Source organism: Pantoea sp. paga, from assembly GCF_007558755.1.
Lineage (GTDB): Bacteria > Pseudomonadota > Gammaproteobacteria > Enterobacterales > Enterobacteriaceae > Pantoea > Pantoea agglomerans.
Genome location: NZ_VLTF01000002.1, coordinates 569,675 through 587,961, shown reverse-complemented (window position 1 = coordinate 587,961; position 18,287 = coordinate 569,675). Strand labels below are relative to the sequence as shown.

The window sequence follows — 18,287 nt, the reverse complement described above, 5'->3', positions numbered from 1 at the left end:
ACGCTCTGCCGCCACACTCATCATTTCTGACGCGTTATTCCCAGACGCGGAATTTCAATCTTCGGGCAGCGATCCATAATCACCGTCATGCCCGCATCCTGTGCCAGTACCGCCGCCTGCTCATTAATCACACCCAGCTGCAGCCATAATGTTTTTGCCCCCACGGCGATAGCCTCCTGGGCCACGCCCCACGCGGCTTCAGAATTGCGAAAGACATCCACCATATCAATCTTGCCCGGTACATCCGCCAGGCTGGCATACCCCTGCTGCCCCAGCAGCGTTTTCCCTGCCAGTTTCGGGCTGACCGGGATCACCTCATACCCCTGATCGAGCAGATATTTCATCACACCGTAACTGGGACGTTCGGGGCGGTCGCTTGCCCCGACTAAGGCGATACGTTGGGTGCGCGTCAGCACCTCACGAATTGTCTGATCGTTCATGTTTATCTCCTTTCAGGCCAGTGTTGAGTGTAGATTGGCGTGCCCTTTAGCGGGTAAGCCCTCAGCGAAATTAATTGAACCCGCGCACGAATAAATATGTTTAAATGTAAATTAACTGCCATAATGTAAGAATTTGCTACACACCATCCTTTGTGTCTTCAGTTACCGGAGTTGAAATGAAGCTGTCGCTGGCTGTAACGGGGTTACTTACCCTCCTCGTTTCGGCGTCCTGTTCTGCCATCACATTAAAGCTCGATCCTCAGATCGATTTGCTGGTGCTGGATGGTCGAAAAATTTCAGGCTCCCTCCTCAAAGGCGCAGACAGCCTGGAGCTGGACCGCGGTCAGCATCAGTTTCTGTTTCGGGTAGAGCAGCAGCGCAAAGGTCAGAAAGAGAACGTCATCGCTTATCAATCGGTGCCGATGATCGTCACGTTCACCGCGGTAGCCAAAACCATCACCATTCGGTTGCCTGCGCTGGAGACAAAACGCGAGCGTTATCATTTTGACCGCAGCCTGAACTTTCAGCTGGTGGATGAAAAAGGCACGGAGATTACCAGCGTGCGCGACCACCTGCCGGTCACCACATCCGCAGATATGGAAAAAGCGATGCTGAATTATAATCGCACCCGCCAGATTGCCTCTGTGCCCCGGTTTGCAAATACCACTTCTGCTACGCCCTCTTCCGTCCGGCTTACCGCCGATCTGGACTGGACCACTCAGGCCGAACTGCCCTCGCTGCACCGCTGGTTTCACCGCTTCGATGAAGCCACGCGTCAGCAGCTTCTGACGCTGGTCAAAATGCTACGTACGAGTTGATAGAGTCGAAAGGCCAGAGGTACACTCGTGCTCTCTCTTCTTGCGCATGAGCCTTACCAGGACGCCTTTATGGAACAGACTGTTCGTACCCTCGGCACCACAAAACATATCGCGCTGGTCGCCCACGACCACTGCAAAGCCGCCCTGCTTGACTGGGTGAAACAAAACCAGCCCGCGCTGGAATCGCACATCCTCTATGCTACCGGCACTACCGGTAATCTGATCAATCGCGATACCGGTCTGAATGTGACAGCCATGCTGAGCGGCCCGATGGGCGGCGATCAGCAGGTGGGTGCGCTGATTTCGGAAGGGAAGATCGATGCACTGATTTTCTTCTGGGATCCACTCAACGCAGTGCCGCACGATCCGGATGTCAAAGCGCTGCTGCGTCTGGCTACCGTATGGAATATCCCGGTAGCCACTAACCGCTCCACGGCTGACTTTATCATTCAGTCGCCACTGTTTGCGCAAAGCGTTGAGATTATGATCCCCGACTATCAGCGCTATCTGGCCGATCGTCTGAAGTAACTCAGGCTTTACGCAACACCGGCACACCCAGCTCGCGGAAGTGATCGACAAACGGTGACGGGGCTGCCTTATCGAACATCAGAAAAACCTGCTGACGCGCACGCGTCAGTGCCACATAGGCCAGACGGCGCTCTTCTGCATCAGGGAACGCTTCTGGCTGCGGTAATAAGCCCTGTTCAATAATCGATTCGCGCGCCTCTGCCGGGAAGCCCTCTTTACCCTGCTGTAATCCCAGCAGAATGACGTAATCTGCCTGCTGACCTTTGCTGGCATGAATCGTCATAAATTCCAGATTGAGCTTTGGCCAGCGGGTTCTGGCTTTATCCAGTAAATCCGGTCGCAGATAGTGATAACGCGCCAGCAGCAGAATTCGCTCATCAGGCTTCGCGTAACCGCTGAGTTTGTTCAGCAAGGCTTCCAGCTGATCCTGCGCCAGCAGCGAAATCGACTTTTTATTGCCTTTGGTAATGCTGTTCAGCGGTTTTGCCAGCTGCTGCGGATTTTGTTGTATAAACCGGTTAGCAATGTCGCCGATGCGGTCGTTAAAACGGTAGGTTGTGTCCAGTACGCAGCGGTCTCCCTCACCAAAATAGTGATGGAATGCCGTCGTCAGCGTCATCTCCGCCCCACTAAAGCGGTAGATGGCCTGCCAGTCATCGCCAACAGCAAACAGTGCGGTACGCTTATTCTGCTGGCGCAATGCGCTCAGCAACGCGGCACGCTGAGGCGAGATATCCTGGAATTCATCCACCAGAATGTGTTTCCACGGACTGATAAACCGTCCTTTTTCCAGAATGGCAATCGCCTGGTGAATCAGACCCGAGAAATCGACCGCGCCCTCCTCTTTTAATGCGCTCTTCCACGCTTTCAGCAACGGTGCCATCAGTTTAATGCGCTTACTGAAGAGATCGCGGATCTCTTCGGGCACGTCGGCGATCATCGCTGGCTGCGCACCGCCATGCATACGCATCAGACCGAGCCAGCGCTCCAGTCGTGACGCCAGCCGGTTTGCCAGCCTGTCGTCCTCCCAGAATGGCCCATCGGGCAACTCCCACTCCAGTTCATCACGCAGCCACTGACGCCAGCCGTTTGCCTGCGCCTTCTTCTCATGACACTGCTGCCGCCACTGCTGGATCAGCAGCGTGCGACGCGCATCGGCATCACTCTCAAGTTTGCTGATAACCGGCTGCTTATTACTGCCTTCACGAATAATATGCAGCGCCAGAGAATGAAAGGTCCGCGCCTGGATGTCAGCGGCGGAGAGCCGCGACTGGATACGTGCGTTCATCTCTTCAGCCGCCTGGCGGCCAAATGCCAGTAACAGGATTTGATCGGCGCTGGCCAGCTTGCGCTGCATTAACCAGCCTGCGCGGGCCACCAGCACCGAGGTTTTACCGCTGCCTGCGCCTGCCAGCACCAGCAGAGAATTCTCGCCATTAACCACCGCCTCACATTGCGACTGATTGAGTGGCGTGCTCTCGACGCTGGCAAAGAAATCCTGATAGCGGGTCAGCATGGCGGCCGTCCAGTCGCGGTTTCGCTGCCGCAACGCCGTTTCGCCCTGCTCCAGCCAGCGCTGACAGAATTGCCAGTTATCCCGGCAGTCAGCAAAATCTTTTAAGCGGGAGAGCGGCATCGGCAACGCATCGAACTGTTTGAGGATGTTGGTTTTCAGCGCCTGCAACTCGTGGCGGTTCAGCCAGCGATCCTGCGCGCCAAACGCCTCGATTTCGTCGCGTAGCGTCTGCAGCACCTCGCGGCACACTGCGCTCATCTCCAGACTCCAGCTCTGCCAGGCCTGCAGCAGATAGTGGTGAAAGCGCTGCGTTTCCTGCCATTCCGTGCCATGCAGGCGGACCACTTTTTCATCGGCCAGCAAAAACTCCAGCTCGCCCCACACCAGCCCGCGCTTGCAGGCGATATCCAGTAACTGGTTAAAGGGGATCAGATACTCATGCTTATCGCCGCTGACTTCGACGCCTGCCGCCATTAAACGGACACGATTATAAGGATGCTGGGCAAGCCGTTTGCCCATCGAGGTTGCTTTCAGTTCCACGCCGACACCAACGTCAGAGAATAGGATTAGGGGGAGTTTACCTGTCAGACCCTTAGCGCTCCAGCCTTAAAACAGGCTAAACTTGGCGTCACATCTTGCGGAATGCAAAAGGAAAAGAAGATCATGCGCACCGTTTTAAATATTCTTAATTTTGTTCTGGGCGGTTTTTTCACCACCCTGAGCTGGCTGTTTGCCACGTTAATCAGCATCGTGCTGATTTTTACCCTGCCACTGACCCGCTCCTGCTGGGAAATCACCAAACTCTCGCTGCTGCCGTTTGGCAACGAGGCGGTGCATATTGATGTGCTGCGTCCGGAAAGTAAGAGTCATATTCTGAATACCGGCGGCACCTTTCTGAATATCTTCTGGCTGATTTTCTTCGGCTGGTGGCTCTGCCTTTCCCATATCTCCGTAGGGATTGTGCAGTGCATCAGTATCATCGGTATTCCGGTAGGAATTGCGAACTTTAAGATCGCCGCTATCGCGCTCTGGCCGGTTGGGCGCAGGGTGGTGTCGGTGGAAGAGGCGCGTGCCGCACGCGAAGCCAATGCCCGCCGCTACTAATATGATGTCGGATGCCGTGCCAGGCTGGCGCAAATATCTGTTTAACAGTACGTGGCGCTATCTGCTGCGGATCCTGTTTGCACTGAGTGGCTGCGCCGCCATTCCCTGGTGGCTGCATCAGATTGAGTGGACGATCCCTCTGACGCTGGGAGTGGTCGCTGCTGCGCTGGCCGATCTCGATGATCGCCTGGCCGGTCGCCTGAAGAATCTGCTGATTACCCTGCTCTGCTTCTGCATCGCCTCGGTTTCAGTCGAGTTACTGTTTCCCTATCCGTTCGCCTTTATTATCGGGCTGGCAATCTCGACCTGGGGCTTTATTCTGCTGGGCGCCCTTGGCCAGCGCTACGCGACTATCGCCTTTGGTGCTCTGCTGATTGCGGTCTATACCATGCTCGGCATTGGACTGTTCAGCCAGTGGTATATGCAGCCGATGCTGCTGCTGGTCGGCGCGCTGTGGTACAACCTGCTGACATTACTGGGCCATCTGATGTTTCCGGTCCGGCCGGTGCAGGAACAGCTGGCCGGGAGTTTTTCACAACTGGCGCGTTACCTTGATGCCAAAGCGAATCTTTTCGATCCCGACGCGGGCGATCAGGATGATGCCGCGTTTATCGATGCGGCGATGGTCAACAGCCAGCTAGTGGCGCAACTTAATCTGACCAAGACCACACTGCAGAGTCGTCTGCGCGGCGATCGCGGGTCGCGCGGCACCCGCCGTAGTCTGCACTACTACTTTGTGGCGCAGGATATTCATGAACGGGCCAGCTCTTCCCATCTGCAATATCATCTGCTGCGCGGCGACTGGCGCTACAACGAAATTCTGTTTCGCTTTCAGCGCCTGCTGAATATGCAGGCTCAGGCCTGTCGCCAGCTGGCACATTGCATTCTGATGCGTCAAAGGTGGGTGCATGACAGCCGTTTTGAGCGTGCATTTGAACGATTACAGAAAGCGATAGAACGTCTGGAGCAGCATGATCCCGACGCTACGCATACCCGTGCTCTTTTCTGGCTGCTGCGCAACCTGCGCGCCATCGACGCACAGCTTGCTTCGATTGAATCAGAACAGACGCTGGCCGGTGAAGATCCTCAGCACAGTGACAATCTGCTGTCACGCGAAGGATTGAGTGGCTGGAGTGATATCCGACTGCGCTTCAGCCGCCACCTTTCTCCCGCATCGGCGCTGTTCCGGCATGCGGTTCGCATGTCAGTGGTGCTCTGTATTGGATATGGTTTTATTCAGGTAACCGGACTGGAGCGGGGATACTGGATTTTGCTGACCAGCCTGTTTGTCTGCCAGCCCAACTACAATGCAACGCAGCGACGACTGGCCTTGCGCATCGGCGGAACGCTGGCGGGGATTGCCATTGGTCTGCCCGTTTTATGGCTGGTGCCTTCGATTGAAGGTCAGTTAATCCTGATAGTGATCACGGGCGTACTGTTCTTCGCTTTCAGGCAGGTGCAGTATGCACAGGCCACGCTGTTTATCACTCTGCTGGTGCTGCTCTGCTTTAACCTGCTGGGTGAAGGGTTTGAAGTTGCCCTGCCACGGGTAGTGGATACCTTACTGGGCTGTGGCCTGGCCTGGCTGGCTGTCGCGTTTATCTGGCCTGACTGGCGCTTTCGTCAGTTACCTGCCGTGGCAGAACGAACGCTGAAAGCGAATTGTCGCTATCTGGACGCGATCATGGAGCAATATCATCAGGGCAAAGATAACCGTCTCGCCTATCGCATTGCACGGCGTGATGCGCATAACGCGGATGCTGAACTGGCGTCGGTGGTCTCAAATATGAGCAGTGAAAGCCGCACCAGCCAGAAGCTGCGCGATTCGGCTTTTCAGCTGCTTTGCTCCAACCATTCGTTTCTGAGTTACATTTCTGCGCTGGGCGCCCATCGCGATAAAATTACCGCACCCGAACTGCTGACATTGCTGGATGATACGGTTTGCTATGTGGAGGATGTCCTTCAGACGGAAGTTGTCAGCGATGAGCACGTTGAAACGATGCGCCATCAACTGGCTCAGCGAATCAGCCAACTGGCCGCAGATGCGGATACGCGTGCGCCGCTGGTGCTCCAGCAACTCGGTCTGCTGGTGGCATTAATGCCCGATGTGGCTCGCCTGCGCCGCACGCTAATCACTGATTAGCCTTCACCGCCGCTGAGATTGGGGTTTGATAAAAGCGTGCGCTGGAACCACGCATTCAGCTCCGCCCGTGTCGCCTGCGGCAACGCGGCGGCATGGTGGCCCGTGATGGCCCCTTGCAGCGCAAGTAACGTCTGGAACCCAACGTGCTGGTTGATCGCTTTTAGCTTCAGCCAGCACTGTTTAGCCCCCATCTGGTAAAGATGATTGACGCTCATGACGCCCGCCTCGTACAGCATCATCTCCATACGTACGCTGAGATTTGGCAGATCTTTTAACCGCGGTGAGGATTGGCGGTCCTGCAACTCCAGCTGCGCCGTTTCTAAAGAGGCAGCGGAGAGCGCCAGCAGATGATCAGGGTCGCGCCATAACGCCTCATCGACCCGAAAGTAATTGAGACTCACCAGCTTGCCCCGCTTGCGAAAAATCAGGGGTTGCAGCGGACGATCTGTAAGGTATTCCCGCAGAGGTTCACTGGCGCGCAGATAGAGTTCGTCTTTATTAATTAAGGCAAAAACCACACTTTCTACAGCCAGGGCATAGCCTCCGAACTGGGTGCGCGACTCTATTGTTCCTAATGGGGCCAGGCGCGCTCTGGAGCGCTCTACAACCGGATTCACCTTTTTCATTGCACCACCTCCATGTAAGAAATATATCGTAAATTACCTTGGGTATCAGGTAATTAGAAGATAAAAAAAAGCTTCAGCGGGTTCAACGAATAAATAGCGTTTCAACTAATCTTGTCGCGATTTTGCGAGGCGTTTTCCGAAATTTGGGTTGATCTTTATCCAGGATGACAGTACTGTATATTCATACAGTCTACTGCTGGTGATTAACTTATGCGAACACAACATCCTAATAATTCACGCTATGCTCATCATTATGCGTCCTCTTCCGTTCCGGCCTCTCAGGGCGGTGGAATTACTGAGTTACGCTACAGCGAACAGCCGGGTATGATGCAGATGTTGCTGTTGCCATTATTGCAGCAGCTGAGTCAGCAATCGCGCTGGCAGTTGTGGTTAACACCGGCATATAAACTGAATCGCACCTGGCTGCAGGAATCAGGATTACCACTGGATAAAAGTATGCATATCGCCGATTCTGAACGTCTGAATGCGGTTGAAGCGATGGTCAAAGCATTGCGTACAGGAAATTACAGTGTCGTTCTGGCATGGATTCCTTACGATCTTGACGAAGATGAACGACGTCAACTTGAAAATGCGGCGGCAGAGGGTGAAGCGCTGGGATTGATTTTGCGTGCAAGCGGGACATCGGAAGCGCCTCTCAGACCGCAAACTGCGATAAAAATTCAGTCGGATTTGTTTCATTAAGTAAAAATCAGAAGTTTCCCAAGCTATTTTTCTTATCTGTCGCAGCTAAACCACTGATTCTGTTAGTTCGAGCGTTGACAATGGTTTAGCAAGTTTTTAAGGCTTTTTGCCGCGGCAATAAGACCAGCCTAATTGTTAGAAATTGTGTATAAATCGCTGTTTTTTTACATAAGCGCCTCACATCATACTTGTAAGTTTCCAATCTCGTTGTAGACTTTAGCTCGCCAGGGTGCTCAATAACCTCCGTTTTTTGCGGTAGAGTCATAAGCGAGCGTTTTGACCCGGCGAAGGATTTAAACCAAGAGCAACCTTTTTGCTCATTGCCTATTTGGATGATAACGAGGCGCAAAATGAAAAAGACAGCTATCGCAATTGCAGTGGCACTGGCTGGCTTCGCTACCGTAGCGCAGGCCGCTCCGAAAGATGACACCTGGTACACCGGTGCTAAACTGGGCTGGTCTCAGTATCACGACACTGGTTACTACGGTAACGGTTACGAAAACAATGACGGTCCAACTCATGAAAGCCAGCTGGGTGCAGGTGCATTCGTTGGTTACCAGGCAAATCCATACCTGGGCTTCGAGCTGGGCTATGACTGGCTGGGTCGCATGCCTAACAAAGGCAACGTGACTAACGGCGCATTCAAAGCACAGGGCGTTCAGCTGGCTGCTAAACTGAGCTACCCAATCTATGACGATCTGGACGTGTATACTCGTCTGGGCGGCATGGTATGGCGTGCAGACTCAACGCAGACTAACCCAACTACTGGCCGCATCAGCGACCACGACACCGGCGTATCTCCGCTGGCTGCTGTTGGTGTTGAATATGCGCTGACCAAAAACTGGGCTACCCGCCTGGATTACCAGTGGGTTAACAACATCGGTGATGCACAGACCGTTGGTACTCGTCCAGACAACGGCATGCTGAGCGTAGGCGTTTCATACCGCTTCGGTCAGGATGACGTCGCTGCTCCGGCGCCAGCTCCGGCTCCGGCACCAGCTCCAGTTGTTGAAACCAAGCGTTTCACTCTGAAGTCTGACGTTCTGTTCACCTTCAACAAATCTACCCTGAAGCCAGAAGGCCAGCAGGCTCTGGATCAGCTGTACAGCCAGCTGAGCTCAATGGATCCTAAAGATGGTTCCGTTGTCGTACTGGGCTTCACCGATCGCATCGGTTCAGAGCAGTACAACCAGAAACTGTCTGAGAAACGTGCTCAGTCAGTCGTAGATTACCTGGTATCTAAAGGTATTCCTTCTAACAAGATCTCTGCACGTGGCATGGGTGAATCTAACCCAGTTACCGGCAACACCTGTGACAGCGTGAAAGGCCGTAATGCCCTGATCGACTGCCTGGCGCCGGACCGTCGTGTAGAAATCGACGTTAAAGGTATCAAAGACGTTGTAACTCAGCCACAGGCTTAAGTTTACACGTAATAAAAAACCCCGCTAAGGCGGGGTTTTTTTATGCCGGTAATAAAACCGGACTGAAAAGTAAAGGCTCTGATTACCCTGCCCGATTATTCGCTCTCTGAACCGGAGTTACCCAGAATCGCCTGCAAATCCTGCTTCAGACTCGACATCTGAGTGGCATATTTCTCTTTACGTTCTGCATCTTCTATCAGCTGAACAATCGTTTCAGAGAGCGTGCAGCCGCGCCGCTGTGCCAGACCTGCCAGTCGCTGCCAGACCAGATACTCCAGGTCTATCGATTTTTTTCGCGTATGCTGATGCTCAGCGTTGAAATGGCGTTTCCGTCGGGCACGGATGGTTTGCTTCAGTCGGTTATCCAGATCAGCGTGAATATGTTCTGCGATCCATTCATTCACTGTAACCGGATTATTTTCCATTGCCAGCAGCTTATCCACTGCTGCCTGCGCCGCGCTTAATTCAAGGTGACGCGTGATCAGTTCACCTTCCCGATGTTTTTTCACCAGGTATTTCCACTTCCATCCACATTCAAGATTTTCGAGTTGCTGGTATTTCATCGGAATCTCATCGTGATCACGTAACGAACTAAGAATAACAGCTTTTTTCCCGGATGCAGCAACGAAAAACATGCTGTCACCATCACATCTTCAACAGGAAGTCTGCAGTGCTTAACAAGGGTGAATCCTGTATAATCTCGCTTTTCTTAAAACAGACAAATGCGATTATTTTGACCAGCACTCAACTTACGTGGCAGACCTTACAGCCAGATAGCGCGCAATACCAATCCGTTTTCTCCCGAATTGCTGATGAAGAAACTGATGCTCTGGCAACGGTACAGCCCCGGTTGCTGAATGCACTGGCGCATTTACACCATCAGACGCAGGGGTTCCCGTTACTGCTGGTTCGTAGCCAGGAGAACCGCGATTATCTGACATTCATTGCCCAGGCCGCAGAGCGGGTTATGGCCGACAGTACCACTCTATTCGGCGGTGATTACCATATCATGGCCGACAACGTCACGCTCCAGCCCCCCTCCGATCCTCAACGCCCATTCACCAGTCAGGGTGGTATTCACTTTGCTGAATGGATTGAGATGGAGCAGTTGTTTGGTTGCGTGCGCCAGTATAAAGATCGCATCCAGCTGGAACCGGGCCTGATCCATCAAGCTAATGGCGGCACGCTGCTGCTTTCCCTGCGTAGCCTGATGACGCAGCCGATTCTCTGGTTGCGCCTGAAAAAGTGTATTGAGCAGGGCTATGTTGAGTGGACATCTCAGGATGAACGCCGGCCGCTGCCAGTTTCGATTCCTCCCTTGCCGCTCAATCTGAAACTGGTCCTGTGTGGCGATCGGGAAGCGCTGGCAGAATTTCAGGAGCTGGATCCCGAAGCTCACGAAATGGCCATCTATACTGAATTTGAAGAGAATATTCAGATTCTGGATGAAGATGACATGCTTGCCTGGTGTCGCTGGAACATCGAACTGGCGCAACAGGCGGGTCTGCCCCAGCCGGAAGCGGACTTCTGGCCAGAACTGATTAAAGAAGGCGTCCGCTACAGCGGCGATCAGGAAACGCTGCCACTCTGCCCCCGCTGGCTCCAACGCCAGATGCGCGAATCGGCCCTGATGGGCGATGAACTGAACGCTGAAGCGCTGCGTGATGCGCTGGAAGCGCGTTTGTGGCGCGAGAATTATCTCAATGAGCGGATGCGTGACGAGATCCTGCTGCGACAGATTCTGATTGAAACCGAAGGCGAAGTGGTCGGTCAGATTAATGGCCTGTCGGTCGTTGAATATCCTGGCCATCCCCGTGCCTGGGGCGATCCCTCGCGTATTACCTGCGTGGTACATCCCGGCGATGGTGAATTCATGGATATCGAGCGCAAAGCGGAGCTGGGCGGTAATATTCATGCTAAAGGCATGATGATTATGCAGGCTTACCTGATTGCCGAGCTGGAACTCGATCAGCAACTGCCCTTCTCGGCCTCAATGGTCTTTGAGCAATCTTACTCCGAGGTGGATGGTGACAGTGCTTCACTGGCTGAACTCTGTGCCTTAATCAGCGCGCTGGCTAATCAGCCCATCAATCAGCAAATTGCGGTGACCGGCTCGGTTGATCAGTTCGGCAACGTACAACCGGTGGGCGGACTGAATGAGAAAATCGAAGGCTTCTTTGATATCTGCCATCAGCGAGAACTGACAGGTCAGCAGGGTGTGATTATTCCCGCCAGCAATGTCCGTCATCTCAGTCTCAGCCAGGCGGTTGTCAGTGCAGTTGAACAGGGTCATTTCCATATCTGGGCTATTGACCGTGCTGATGAAGCGCTACCGCTGCTGACCGGTAAAATCTGGAGTACCGAGGATGGCCTGGGCGATTGCCTGCTGAATACCATCCAGGAACGCATTAGCCTGTTCAACCAGCCGGACGGTCCGCAACGTCCCTGGGCGCTGCGCTGGCTTAACTGGTTCAACCACCGTTAATCCGATTTGCTCAGCGTACAACTGTTCGCTAATATTCGTGATTCACTAAAACAAGGCTTATTGAAAACATGGTAGATAAACGCGAATCCTATACCAAAGAAGATCTGATTCTGTCAGGTCGTGGTGAACTGTTTGGCGAAAATGGTCCGCCGCTTCCATCCGGCAACATGCTGATGATGGACCGCGTGGTCAAAATGACCGAAGACGGCGGCAAATATGACAAAGGCTTTGTTGAAGCGGAGCTGGATATCAATCCTGATCTCTGGTTCTTCGGCTGTCACTTTATTGGCGATCCGGTGATGCCGGGTTGTCTGGGCCTTGATGCCATGTGGCAGCTGGTTGGTTTCTATCTGGGCTGGCTGGGCGGCGAAGGTAAAGGTCGTGCGCTGGGCGTGGGTGAAGTGAAATTCACCGGGCAGGTCCTGCCAGATGCGAAAAAAGTGACTTACCGCATTCACTTCAAACGCGTTATTAACCGCAAACTGGTTATGGGCGTGGCAGATGGTGAAGTGCTGGTTGACGGTAATCTGATCTATAACGCCAGCGATCTTAAAGTCGGCCTGTTTAAAGATACCGCTGCTTTCTAAGCGTTTCCCCCGGAAACAAAAACCTCCGCGCATGGCGGAGGTTATATTCCCTTTTCAGTGACATCCGGTTATGCAGCTACCGACCTGTCCTCCATGGCTTGTCGCCAACCTCCCAACCAGTGAGACTTAGCGTCAATCAACTGATACGGACACATCTCTTTTGAGCGTCCAGTAATGCCTGCCTGATAACCACGTGAATGGGCGCGTTCGAGGCGGTCTCGTTTCTGTCTCTTCATACTCCGTGTCCCTCATGTAAGGTCTGTGGAATCTGGTGGAAAGAAAAGTGGTGAATTAATGTTCAACCACCCTTATGTTCTACCTCCTGCGCACCCAAAGATCAATGCCCAATCTTCATGCCAGTGTCATAAATGTGACCTTAATCGGTAAAAATAACGGCGTTTTGTGATGCATGCGACAGCACTATCTTTATGATTAAGCTCATAAAAAAGCCCCTGACCCCTGTCGAAAAAGCACGACAATCGGTCAGGGGCTTAGCTTATTTATTCACATCAATCTTAATTTAACGCAACCACACTATTGGCAATTTTCTGCGCCGTCTGTTGCCAGCCCGCCGCCAGCGTTCTGACCATCGCATCGTAGCCATCTTCGGTCTGCGGCAGTACCAGGTTAAACGCCTGTTTAGTCAGCCGGCCCTGATGTTCCAGCGTCCATTCGCCACTGACGATTGCTTTGCCATCATAGCGTCCCTGGAAGCCTGTCACGGTCACATTCAGCGTATCGTGCTGCGCGCCCAAAGGTGAACCGGCTACCAGCCGGCCTGGCAGCGCCTTGCTCAGGTTAGTAATCAATGTCTGCTGCAACTGCTGATCGAGCGGGCTGGCCCAGAGATTATTCGCGGCGATAACGTATTTGACATCGCTGGTCTGATAAACCAGTCCGTTGCCTGCCAGATAGTCCGGCACCGTCACCTGCTGCACCCACAACATCGGTTGCGCTTCATTCAGCTGGCTGCTGCTGACCTGCATGGAAGCCGCCCCGGAGGGCAGCTGATACCAGGTATTGTCAACGCTGCTACTGCACGCACTCAACACCAGCGCGGCACAAAGTATTAATCCTTTATTCACTGTTTCGCCCTCTTCGGCTGGGGATCCTGTCCCGGTTTTGCCTCAAATACCAGCGCATTGCTCTTGGTGTTAAGCGTTCTTAACACCGGCTGGAGTTCACGCAGAACCTTATCCAGGCGCTGCATATCCCCCACCAGCTTGCTGTAGGCTGGTGAACCTGGCTGCAGGCCTTTCATGCTGCGGTTCAGCTCGCGCAATGTCTGCTGCAGGTCTTCCGGCAGGGTTTTCATAGCCGGACTGGCGGTGACTTTGTTGATGTTGTCGATGGTGCGCTGCAGATCACGCATCGTTTTCTGGCTCTCTTTCAGCGTACCTGTCGCTTCATTGACCATACCGTTCAGTGGCAGACTGTTGATCTTATCCAGCGCCGCCATCAGCTTCTGCTGAATCTGGCTCAGGCCACCGCTAACCGTTGGGATAACTTCATAGCCAGAGACTTTCTGCGGACCTTTGTAAGGCGGTGCATTGTCATAGAAGTCGAGATCGACATAGAGCGCACCCGACAACAGACTGCCGGTTTTCAGCGTCGCACGCAGGCCACGTTTTTTACCATCCTGCAGATGCTGTTGCAGATCGAAGTTCTCACCCAGTCGGCTGATAAAGCGATCCGGCTCGATGCGAATCAGCACCGGCACGCGGTAATCATTATTCAGCGCCTGGTCCAGACCGGCTTTCATCAATGGCGCTTCCGATACGGTACCCAGGCGAATGCCGCGGAACTCAACCGGCGCACCCGCCTGCAGACCACGAATGGAGTCGGTGAAGAACATCAGGTAATCAATATGGTTGGTGTAGAGCGAGTCCTGAATGCTGCGCTGATCGTCAAACAGATGATAGTCAGACTGATTCTTCGCAGGCTGACCCAACTCCCAGCCATCCGGCACGTCAAAACTGACGCCGCCACTGAACAGCGTGGTCAGCGATCCCATTTCCACTCGCATTCCTGAAGCGGACATATCCACGGCGATGCCGCTGTCCTTCCAGAAGCGAACGTTGGTTGTAATCAGGCGATCGTAAGGCGCAGCGACGAACAGCTGATAGGTCATCATACGTTTTTCGGTATCAAAAGCGCTGGTCTCGACCGTACCGACGCGATAGCCACGGAACAGCACCGGATCCCCCGGATTGAGCTGACCCGCTTTCTTGCTGTCCAGCACGATGCGAATGCCTTTGGCATCCGGTGGCGCTAACGGCGGCGCATCCAGCAGCTTAAACTGCTCGGGTGCCTGGCTTTTAGTGCCAGGCTGCAATTCGATATAGGCACCGGATAACAGAGTACCGAGACCGCTGATCCCTTCGCGACCCACCTGCGGTTTCACCACCCAGAAAACGCTGTCACTATGCAGCAATTTTCCCATGCCGGCATTCAGGCGCGCTTTGATTTCCACATGGTGGAGATCGTCGCTTAACACCGCGCTTTCCACCACACCGACATCCACGCTACGGCTTTTAATCGTGGTTTTACCCGCAACAATGCCTTCGGCGTTTTCGGTGATGAGGGTGACTTCCGGCCCCTGATGGCTGAAGTGATAAAAGAGGATCCATCCGCCGATTAACAGCGTAACGATGGGGACAATCCAGACCGGCGACCAGCGCTTAATCTGTTCCACCTTTGCATGGCCGTGATTAGTTTCCGTCAAGGCGCGACTCCTTCATATTGTTTTCGCGTACACGATCCCAGGTTAATCGCGGGTCAAAGGTCATGGCAGCAATCATGGTGATAATCACCACCATTGCAAACAATACTGCCCCCCACGCGGGATAAACATTCATTAATTGCCCCATGCGCACCAGCGCAGAGAGCACGGCAATAACAAACACGTCGATCATTGACCAGCGGCCAACAAATTCGACCACTTCATAAATTTTGTGCATCCTGTGGCTGTCACGCTGTCCGCGTCCGCTGGCATCCCAGCAAAGCCAGCCAATCGCCAGCATTTTCAGCGTAGGCACCATGATACTGGCGATAAAGATCACCAGCGCCACCGGATAGGAGCCATCGCCCCACAGCACAATCACCCCCGCCATAATATTGGAGGGATAGGCTGTGCCGAGGGTTTCCGTCACCATGATCGGCAACAAGTTGGCCGGGATATAAAGCAGTATTGAGGTGAACAACAGCGCCAGCGTCCACTGCAGGCTGTGCTTACGCCGTGCCTCGGCCGTGACGCCGCAGCGGGGACACTTATGCTCTGCTTCCGGCAGAATGGCCGTACAGCAGGGACAGGAGCGCAGACCCTGCTCTAAACCACTAATGCCCACTTCGGGCGGATGGGGCAGCGCAGGTCGGGGTGACAGACTGTCCCACAAGCCACGTCGATCAACGCACTGAAAGGCCCGCAACTGCAGCAGACAGAACAGGACCCACGGCCAGAAACTGGTCTCCAGGCCGATCTCACCATAGGCCATCAGCTTAACGAAACTGACCAGCACGCCCGCCATAAAGATTTCTGACATGCCCCAGTTACGCAGCTGAAACAGGATACGTGCCAGACCGATTTTGAGGCGCGTCGGCAACGGGACCGGATTGACCAGCAGGATAATGGTGATCATGCAGAAGGCCGGAACCGCCTGCACAAAGAGAAGGAACAGCGTCGCCAGACTGCTGTAGTCTTCCGTCACCATCACCTGAGGGATCTGCGCCAGGGTGATCTGGCTGGTCAGCCCCGCCACCTTCATTGAGACAAAAGGAAACAGATTCGCCAGCAGCAGCATAAACAGCGCTGCCAGCGCATAGCCCGTTGGTCGTTTACGCGGTTCGTGCCAGTTGGCCGTCAGGGAGGTGTGGCAGCGCGGGCATGACGCACGGCTGCCAACGGGAATGTCCGGCAGCTTAATCATTAAATCGCATTGTGGACAGAGCATCCACGCGTTACTTTTCACTGCTGAACACATCCGTTAGCCCTGCCCTACGCGCCGTTTTTCAGTGACTCTAGCTCTTCCCAGCGCGCAAAAGCGGTTTCCAGCTCCTGCTCAGTCTGAGCCAGATTATCCAGCACCGGTTGCGTCTGATCGTGTGCCTGACTGAAGAAGTCGGGATGACTCATCTTCGCCTGCAGTTCTCCGATACGCGCTTCCAGCTGCTCCAGTTTTTGCGGCAGCTGTTCCAGCTCACGCGCCAGATTGTAGCTGAGTTTATTCACGCTACGCTTCGCATCACCCTTCTCTGCTGCAGGCTTAGAGGCGTTACCCGTCGCTTTCGCCGGTGCTGCCGCCTTGTGCTGCCGGTAGGCGGCGCGCTGCTGCTGAGCATCGTGATAACCGCCAACAAAGGTACCAATCTCACCGTTGCCTTCAAAAATCCAGCACTCGGTAACGGTATTATCGACGAACTGACGATCGTGGCTCACCAGTAAGACGGTGCCCTGATAGCCATCAATCAGCTCTTCCAGTAGTTCCAGCGTTTCGACGTCGAGGTCGTTAGTCGGTTCATCCAGAATCATCAGGTTGCTGGGACGCAGGAACAGGCGTGCCAGCAGCAGACGGTTACGTTCACCGCCCGAAAGGGCGCGCACCGGCGTCATGGCACGTTTTGGATGGAACAGGAAGTCCTGCAGATAGCCCAGCACGTGGCGCGGTTTGCCGTTGACCAGCACTTCCTGCTTGCCTTCGGCCAGGTTGTCCATCACGGTGCGGTCCGGATCCAGTTCAGCGCGATGCTGGTCAAAGTAGGCCACTTCCAGTTTGGTGCCGGAATGCACGCGGCCATGATCGGCTTTAAGCTGCTGCAGCATCAGGCGCAGTAAGGTGGTTTTCCCGCAGCCGTTCGGTCCGATCAGCGCAATTTTGTCGCCACGCTGCACCTGGGTTGAGAAATCCTTTACCAGCACTTTGCCATCGACCGCGTAGTCGACATTTTCCAGCTCAAACACAATCTTGCCGGAACGGGACGCTTCGCCCACCTGCATATTGGCTTTGCCCATCACTTCGCGGCGTTCTGAATGTTCACGACGCAGCGCTTTCAGCGCACGCACACGACCTTCGTTGCGGGTACGACGAGCTTTGATGCCCTGACGGATCCATACCTCTTCCTGCGCCAGTTTGCGGTCGAATTCGGCGTTCTGCATCTCTTCAACGCGCAGCGCTTCCTCTTTACCTTCCAGATAGAGATCGTAGTTGCCCGGCCAGGAGACCAGCTTGCCACGGTCCAGATCGACAATGCGCGTCGCCATGTTGCGGATAAACGAACGGTCATGGGAAATAAAGATGATACTGCCGGTAAAGTTCTTCAGGAACGTTTCCAGCCAGTCGATGGTTTCGATATCGAGGTGGTTGGTTGGCTCATCCAGCATCAGGACGCGCGGGTTACTCACCAGCGCCCGGCCCAGTGCCGCTTTACGCAGCCAGCCGCCCGAGAGCGACGACAGCTCGGTATCGGGCTGCAGTCCAATCTGCTCCAGCACGTCATGGATGCGGCTCTCCAGCTGCCACAGATTCTGATGGTCGAGAATGCTCTGCAGACGCGCCATCTCGTTGAGGTTTTTATCGCTGGGATCTTCCATCACCACATGGGAAATGGCGTGATAGGCTTTCAGATGCTCAGCCTGCTCTTCAACGCCCTCGGCCACGAAGTCATACACCGAACCGGTAATATTGCGCGGCGGATCCTGTTGCAGACGCGCCACGACCAGATCGGTTTCATAAATAATGCGGCCATCATCCAGTGGCTGTTCGCCATTGATGATTTTCATCAGCGTGGATTTACCCGCACCGTTACGGCCCACCAGACAGACGCGTTCGTTCTCTTCGATGTGCAGTTCGGTGTTGTCTAACAGCGGCGCATCGCTGAAGGAGAGATAAGCGCCGTGGATACTGATTAATGACATGTAAGC

General features: G+C 54.1%; 17 protein-coding genes. 8 read left to right on the top strand and 9 right to left on the bottom strand.

The window, feature by feature from the left end:
• Positions 1-20: 20 nt before the first annotated feature.
• A complete protein-coding gene (locus FOV68_RS08375; RefSeq protein WP_010669789.1) occupies positions 21-440 on the bottom strand; it encodes a CoA-binding protein in 420 nt (139 codons plus the stop codon).
• A gap of 176 nt (positions 441-616) precedes the next feature.
• Here FOV68_RS08375 and FOV68_RS08370 point away from each other — a divergent pair, with 176 nt between their 5' ends.
• Both FOV68_RS08370 and mgsA read left to right on the top strand, forming a co-directional pair.
• Complete coding sequence (locus tag FOV68_RS08370) at positions 617-1,258, top strand: DUF2057 family protein (RefSeq protein ID WP_064704751.1); 642 nt, start codon at positions 617-619, stop codon at positions 1,256-1,258.
• Between the two features lie 69 nt (positions 1,259-1,327).
• The gene (gene mgsA, locus FOV68_RS08365; protein WP_010246657.1) at positions 1,328-1,786 is read left to right on the top strand and encodes a methylglyoxal synthase; all 459 of its coding nucleotides are present in this window, start codon (positions 1,328-1,330) and stop codon (positions 1,784-1,786) included.
• 1 nt (position 1,787) lies between these two features.
• Here the strand turns inward: mgsA and helD are convergent, their stop codons facing one another.
• On the bottom strand, positions 1,788-3,842 hold the full coding sequence (gene helD, locus FOV68_RS08360; RefSeq protein ID WP_143990600.1) for a DNA helicase IV: 2,055 nt from the start codon (positions 3,840-3,842) through the stop codon (positions 1,788-1,790).
• A gap of 123 nt (positions 3,843-3,965) precedes the next feature.
• Here helD and FOV68_RS08355 point away from each other — a divergent pair, with 123 nt between their 5' ends.
• On the top strand, positions 3,966-4,406 hold the full coding sequence (locus FOV68_RS08355; protein ID WP_052270881.1) for a YccF domain-containing protein: 441 nt from the start codon (positions 3,966-3,968) through the stop codon (positions 4,404-4,406).
• Complete coding sequence (gene yccS, locus FOV68_RS08350; protein ID WP_052270880.1) at positions 4,390-6,549, top strand: YccS family putative transporter; 2,160 nt, start codon at positions 4,390-4,392, stop codon at positions 6,547-6,549. The genes FOV68_RS08355 and yccS overlap by 17 nt, the downstream gene beginning before the upstream one ends.
• Here the strand turns inward: yccS and FOV68_RS08345 are convergent.
• The gene (locus tag FOV68_RS08345; RefSeq protein ID WP_109653163.1) at positions 6,546-7,175 is read right to left on the bottom strand and encodes a TfoX/Sxy family DNA transformation protein; all 630 of its coding nucleotides are present in this window, start codon (positions 7,173-7,175) and stop codon (positions 6,546-6,548) included. The genes yccS and FOV68_RS08345 overlap by 4 nt on opposite strands.
• 210 nt (positions 7,176-7,385) lie before the next feature.
• On the opposite strand from FOV68_RS08345, the gene sulA reads away from it, so the two are divergent.
• Entirely contained in the window at positions 7,386-7,877 is a 492-nt protein-coding gene (gene sulA / locus FOV68_RS08340) for an SOS-induced cell division inhibitor SulA (RefSeq protein ID WP_010255031.1), read from the top strand.
• Between the two features lie 350 nt (positions 7,878-8,227).
• Entirely contained in the window at positions 8,228-9,298 is a 1,071-nt protein-coding gene (gene ompA / locus FOV68_RS08335) for a porin OmpA (protein WP_010255028.1), read from the top strand.
• 95 nt (positions 9,299-9,393) lie between these two features.
• Here the strand turns inward: ompA and matP are convergent, their stop codons facing one another.
• Entirely contained in the window at positions 9,394-9,861 is a 468-nt protein-coding gene (gene matP / locus FOV68_RS08330) for a macrodomain Ter protein MatP (protein WP_138919647.1), read from the bottom strand.
• 53 nt (positions 9,862-9,914) lie between these two features.
• Here matP and FOV68_RS08325 point away from each other — a divergent pair, with 53 nt between their 5' ends.
• Both FOV68_RS08325 and fabA read left to right on the top strand, forming a co-directional pair.
• A complete protein-coding gene (locus FOV68_RS08325) occupies positions 9,915-11,783 on the top strand; it encodes a Lon protease family protein (protein ID WP_050491346.1) in 1,869 nt (622 codons plus the stop codon).
• Between the two features lie 68 nt (positions 11,784-11,851).
• Complete coding sequence (fabA, locus tag FOV68_RS08320) at positions 11,852-12,370, top strand: bifunctional 3-hydroxydecanoyl-ACP dehydratase/trans-2-decenoyl-ACP isomerase (protein WP_031592836.1); 519 nt, start codon at positions 11,852-11,854, stop codon at positions 12,368-12,370.
• Positions 12,371-12,438: 68 nt separating this feature from the next.
• On the opposite strand, the gene rmf is transcribed toward fabA, so the two are convergent.
• From rmf to FOV68_RS08295, 5 genes are all read right to left on the bottom strand, one after another.
• Complete coding sequence (gene rmf / locus FOV68_RS08315; protein ID WP_008925875.1) at positions 12,439-12,606, bottom strand: ribosome modulation factor; 168 nt, start codon at positions 12,604-12,606, stop codon at positions 12,439-12,441.
• A 279-nt stretch (positions 12,607-12,885) separates the two neighbouring features.
• A complete protein-coding gene (pqiC, locus tag FOV68_RS08310) occupies positions 12,886-13,455 on the bottom strand; it encodes a membrane integrity-associated transporter subunit PqiC (RefSeq protein ID WP_033757190.1) in 570 nt (189 codons plus the stop codon).
• On the bottom strand, positions 13,452-15,095 hold the full coding sequence (gene pqiB / locus FOV68_RS08305; RefSeq protein WP_031592838.1) for an intermembrane transport protein PqiB: 1,644 nt from the start codon (positions 15,093-15,095) through the stop codon (positions 13,452-13,454). The genes pqiC and pqiB overlap by 4 nt, the downstream gene beginning before the upstream one ends.
• Positions 15,082-16,350, bottom strand: a complete 1,269-nt coding sequence (gene pqiA / locus FOV68_RS08300; RefSeq protein WP_039387546.1) for a membrane integrity-associated transporter subunit PqiA — start codon at positions 16,348-16,350, stop codon at positions 15,082-15,084. Before pqiA ends, pqiB begins: the two co-directional genes overlap by 14 nt.
• A gap of 14 nt (positions 16,351-16,364) precedes the next feature.
• Positions 16,365-18,281 carry an ABC transporter ATP-binding protein gene (locus FOV68_RS08295; protein ID WP_031592840.1) on the bottom strand — a complete coding sequence of 639 codons (1,917 nt, stop codon included), beginning with the start codon at positions 18,279-18,281 and terminating at the stop codon, positions 16,365-16,367.
• Positions 18,282-18,287 lie beyond the last annotated feature (6 nt).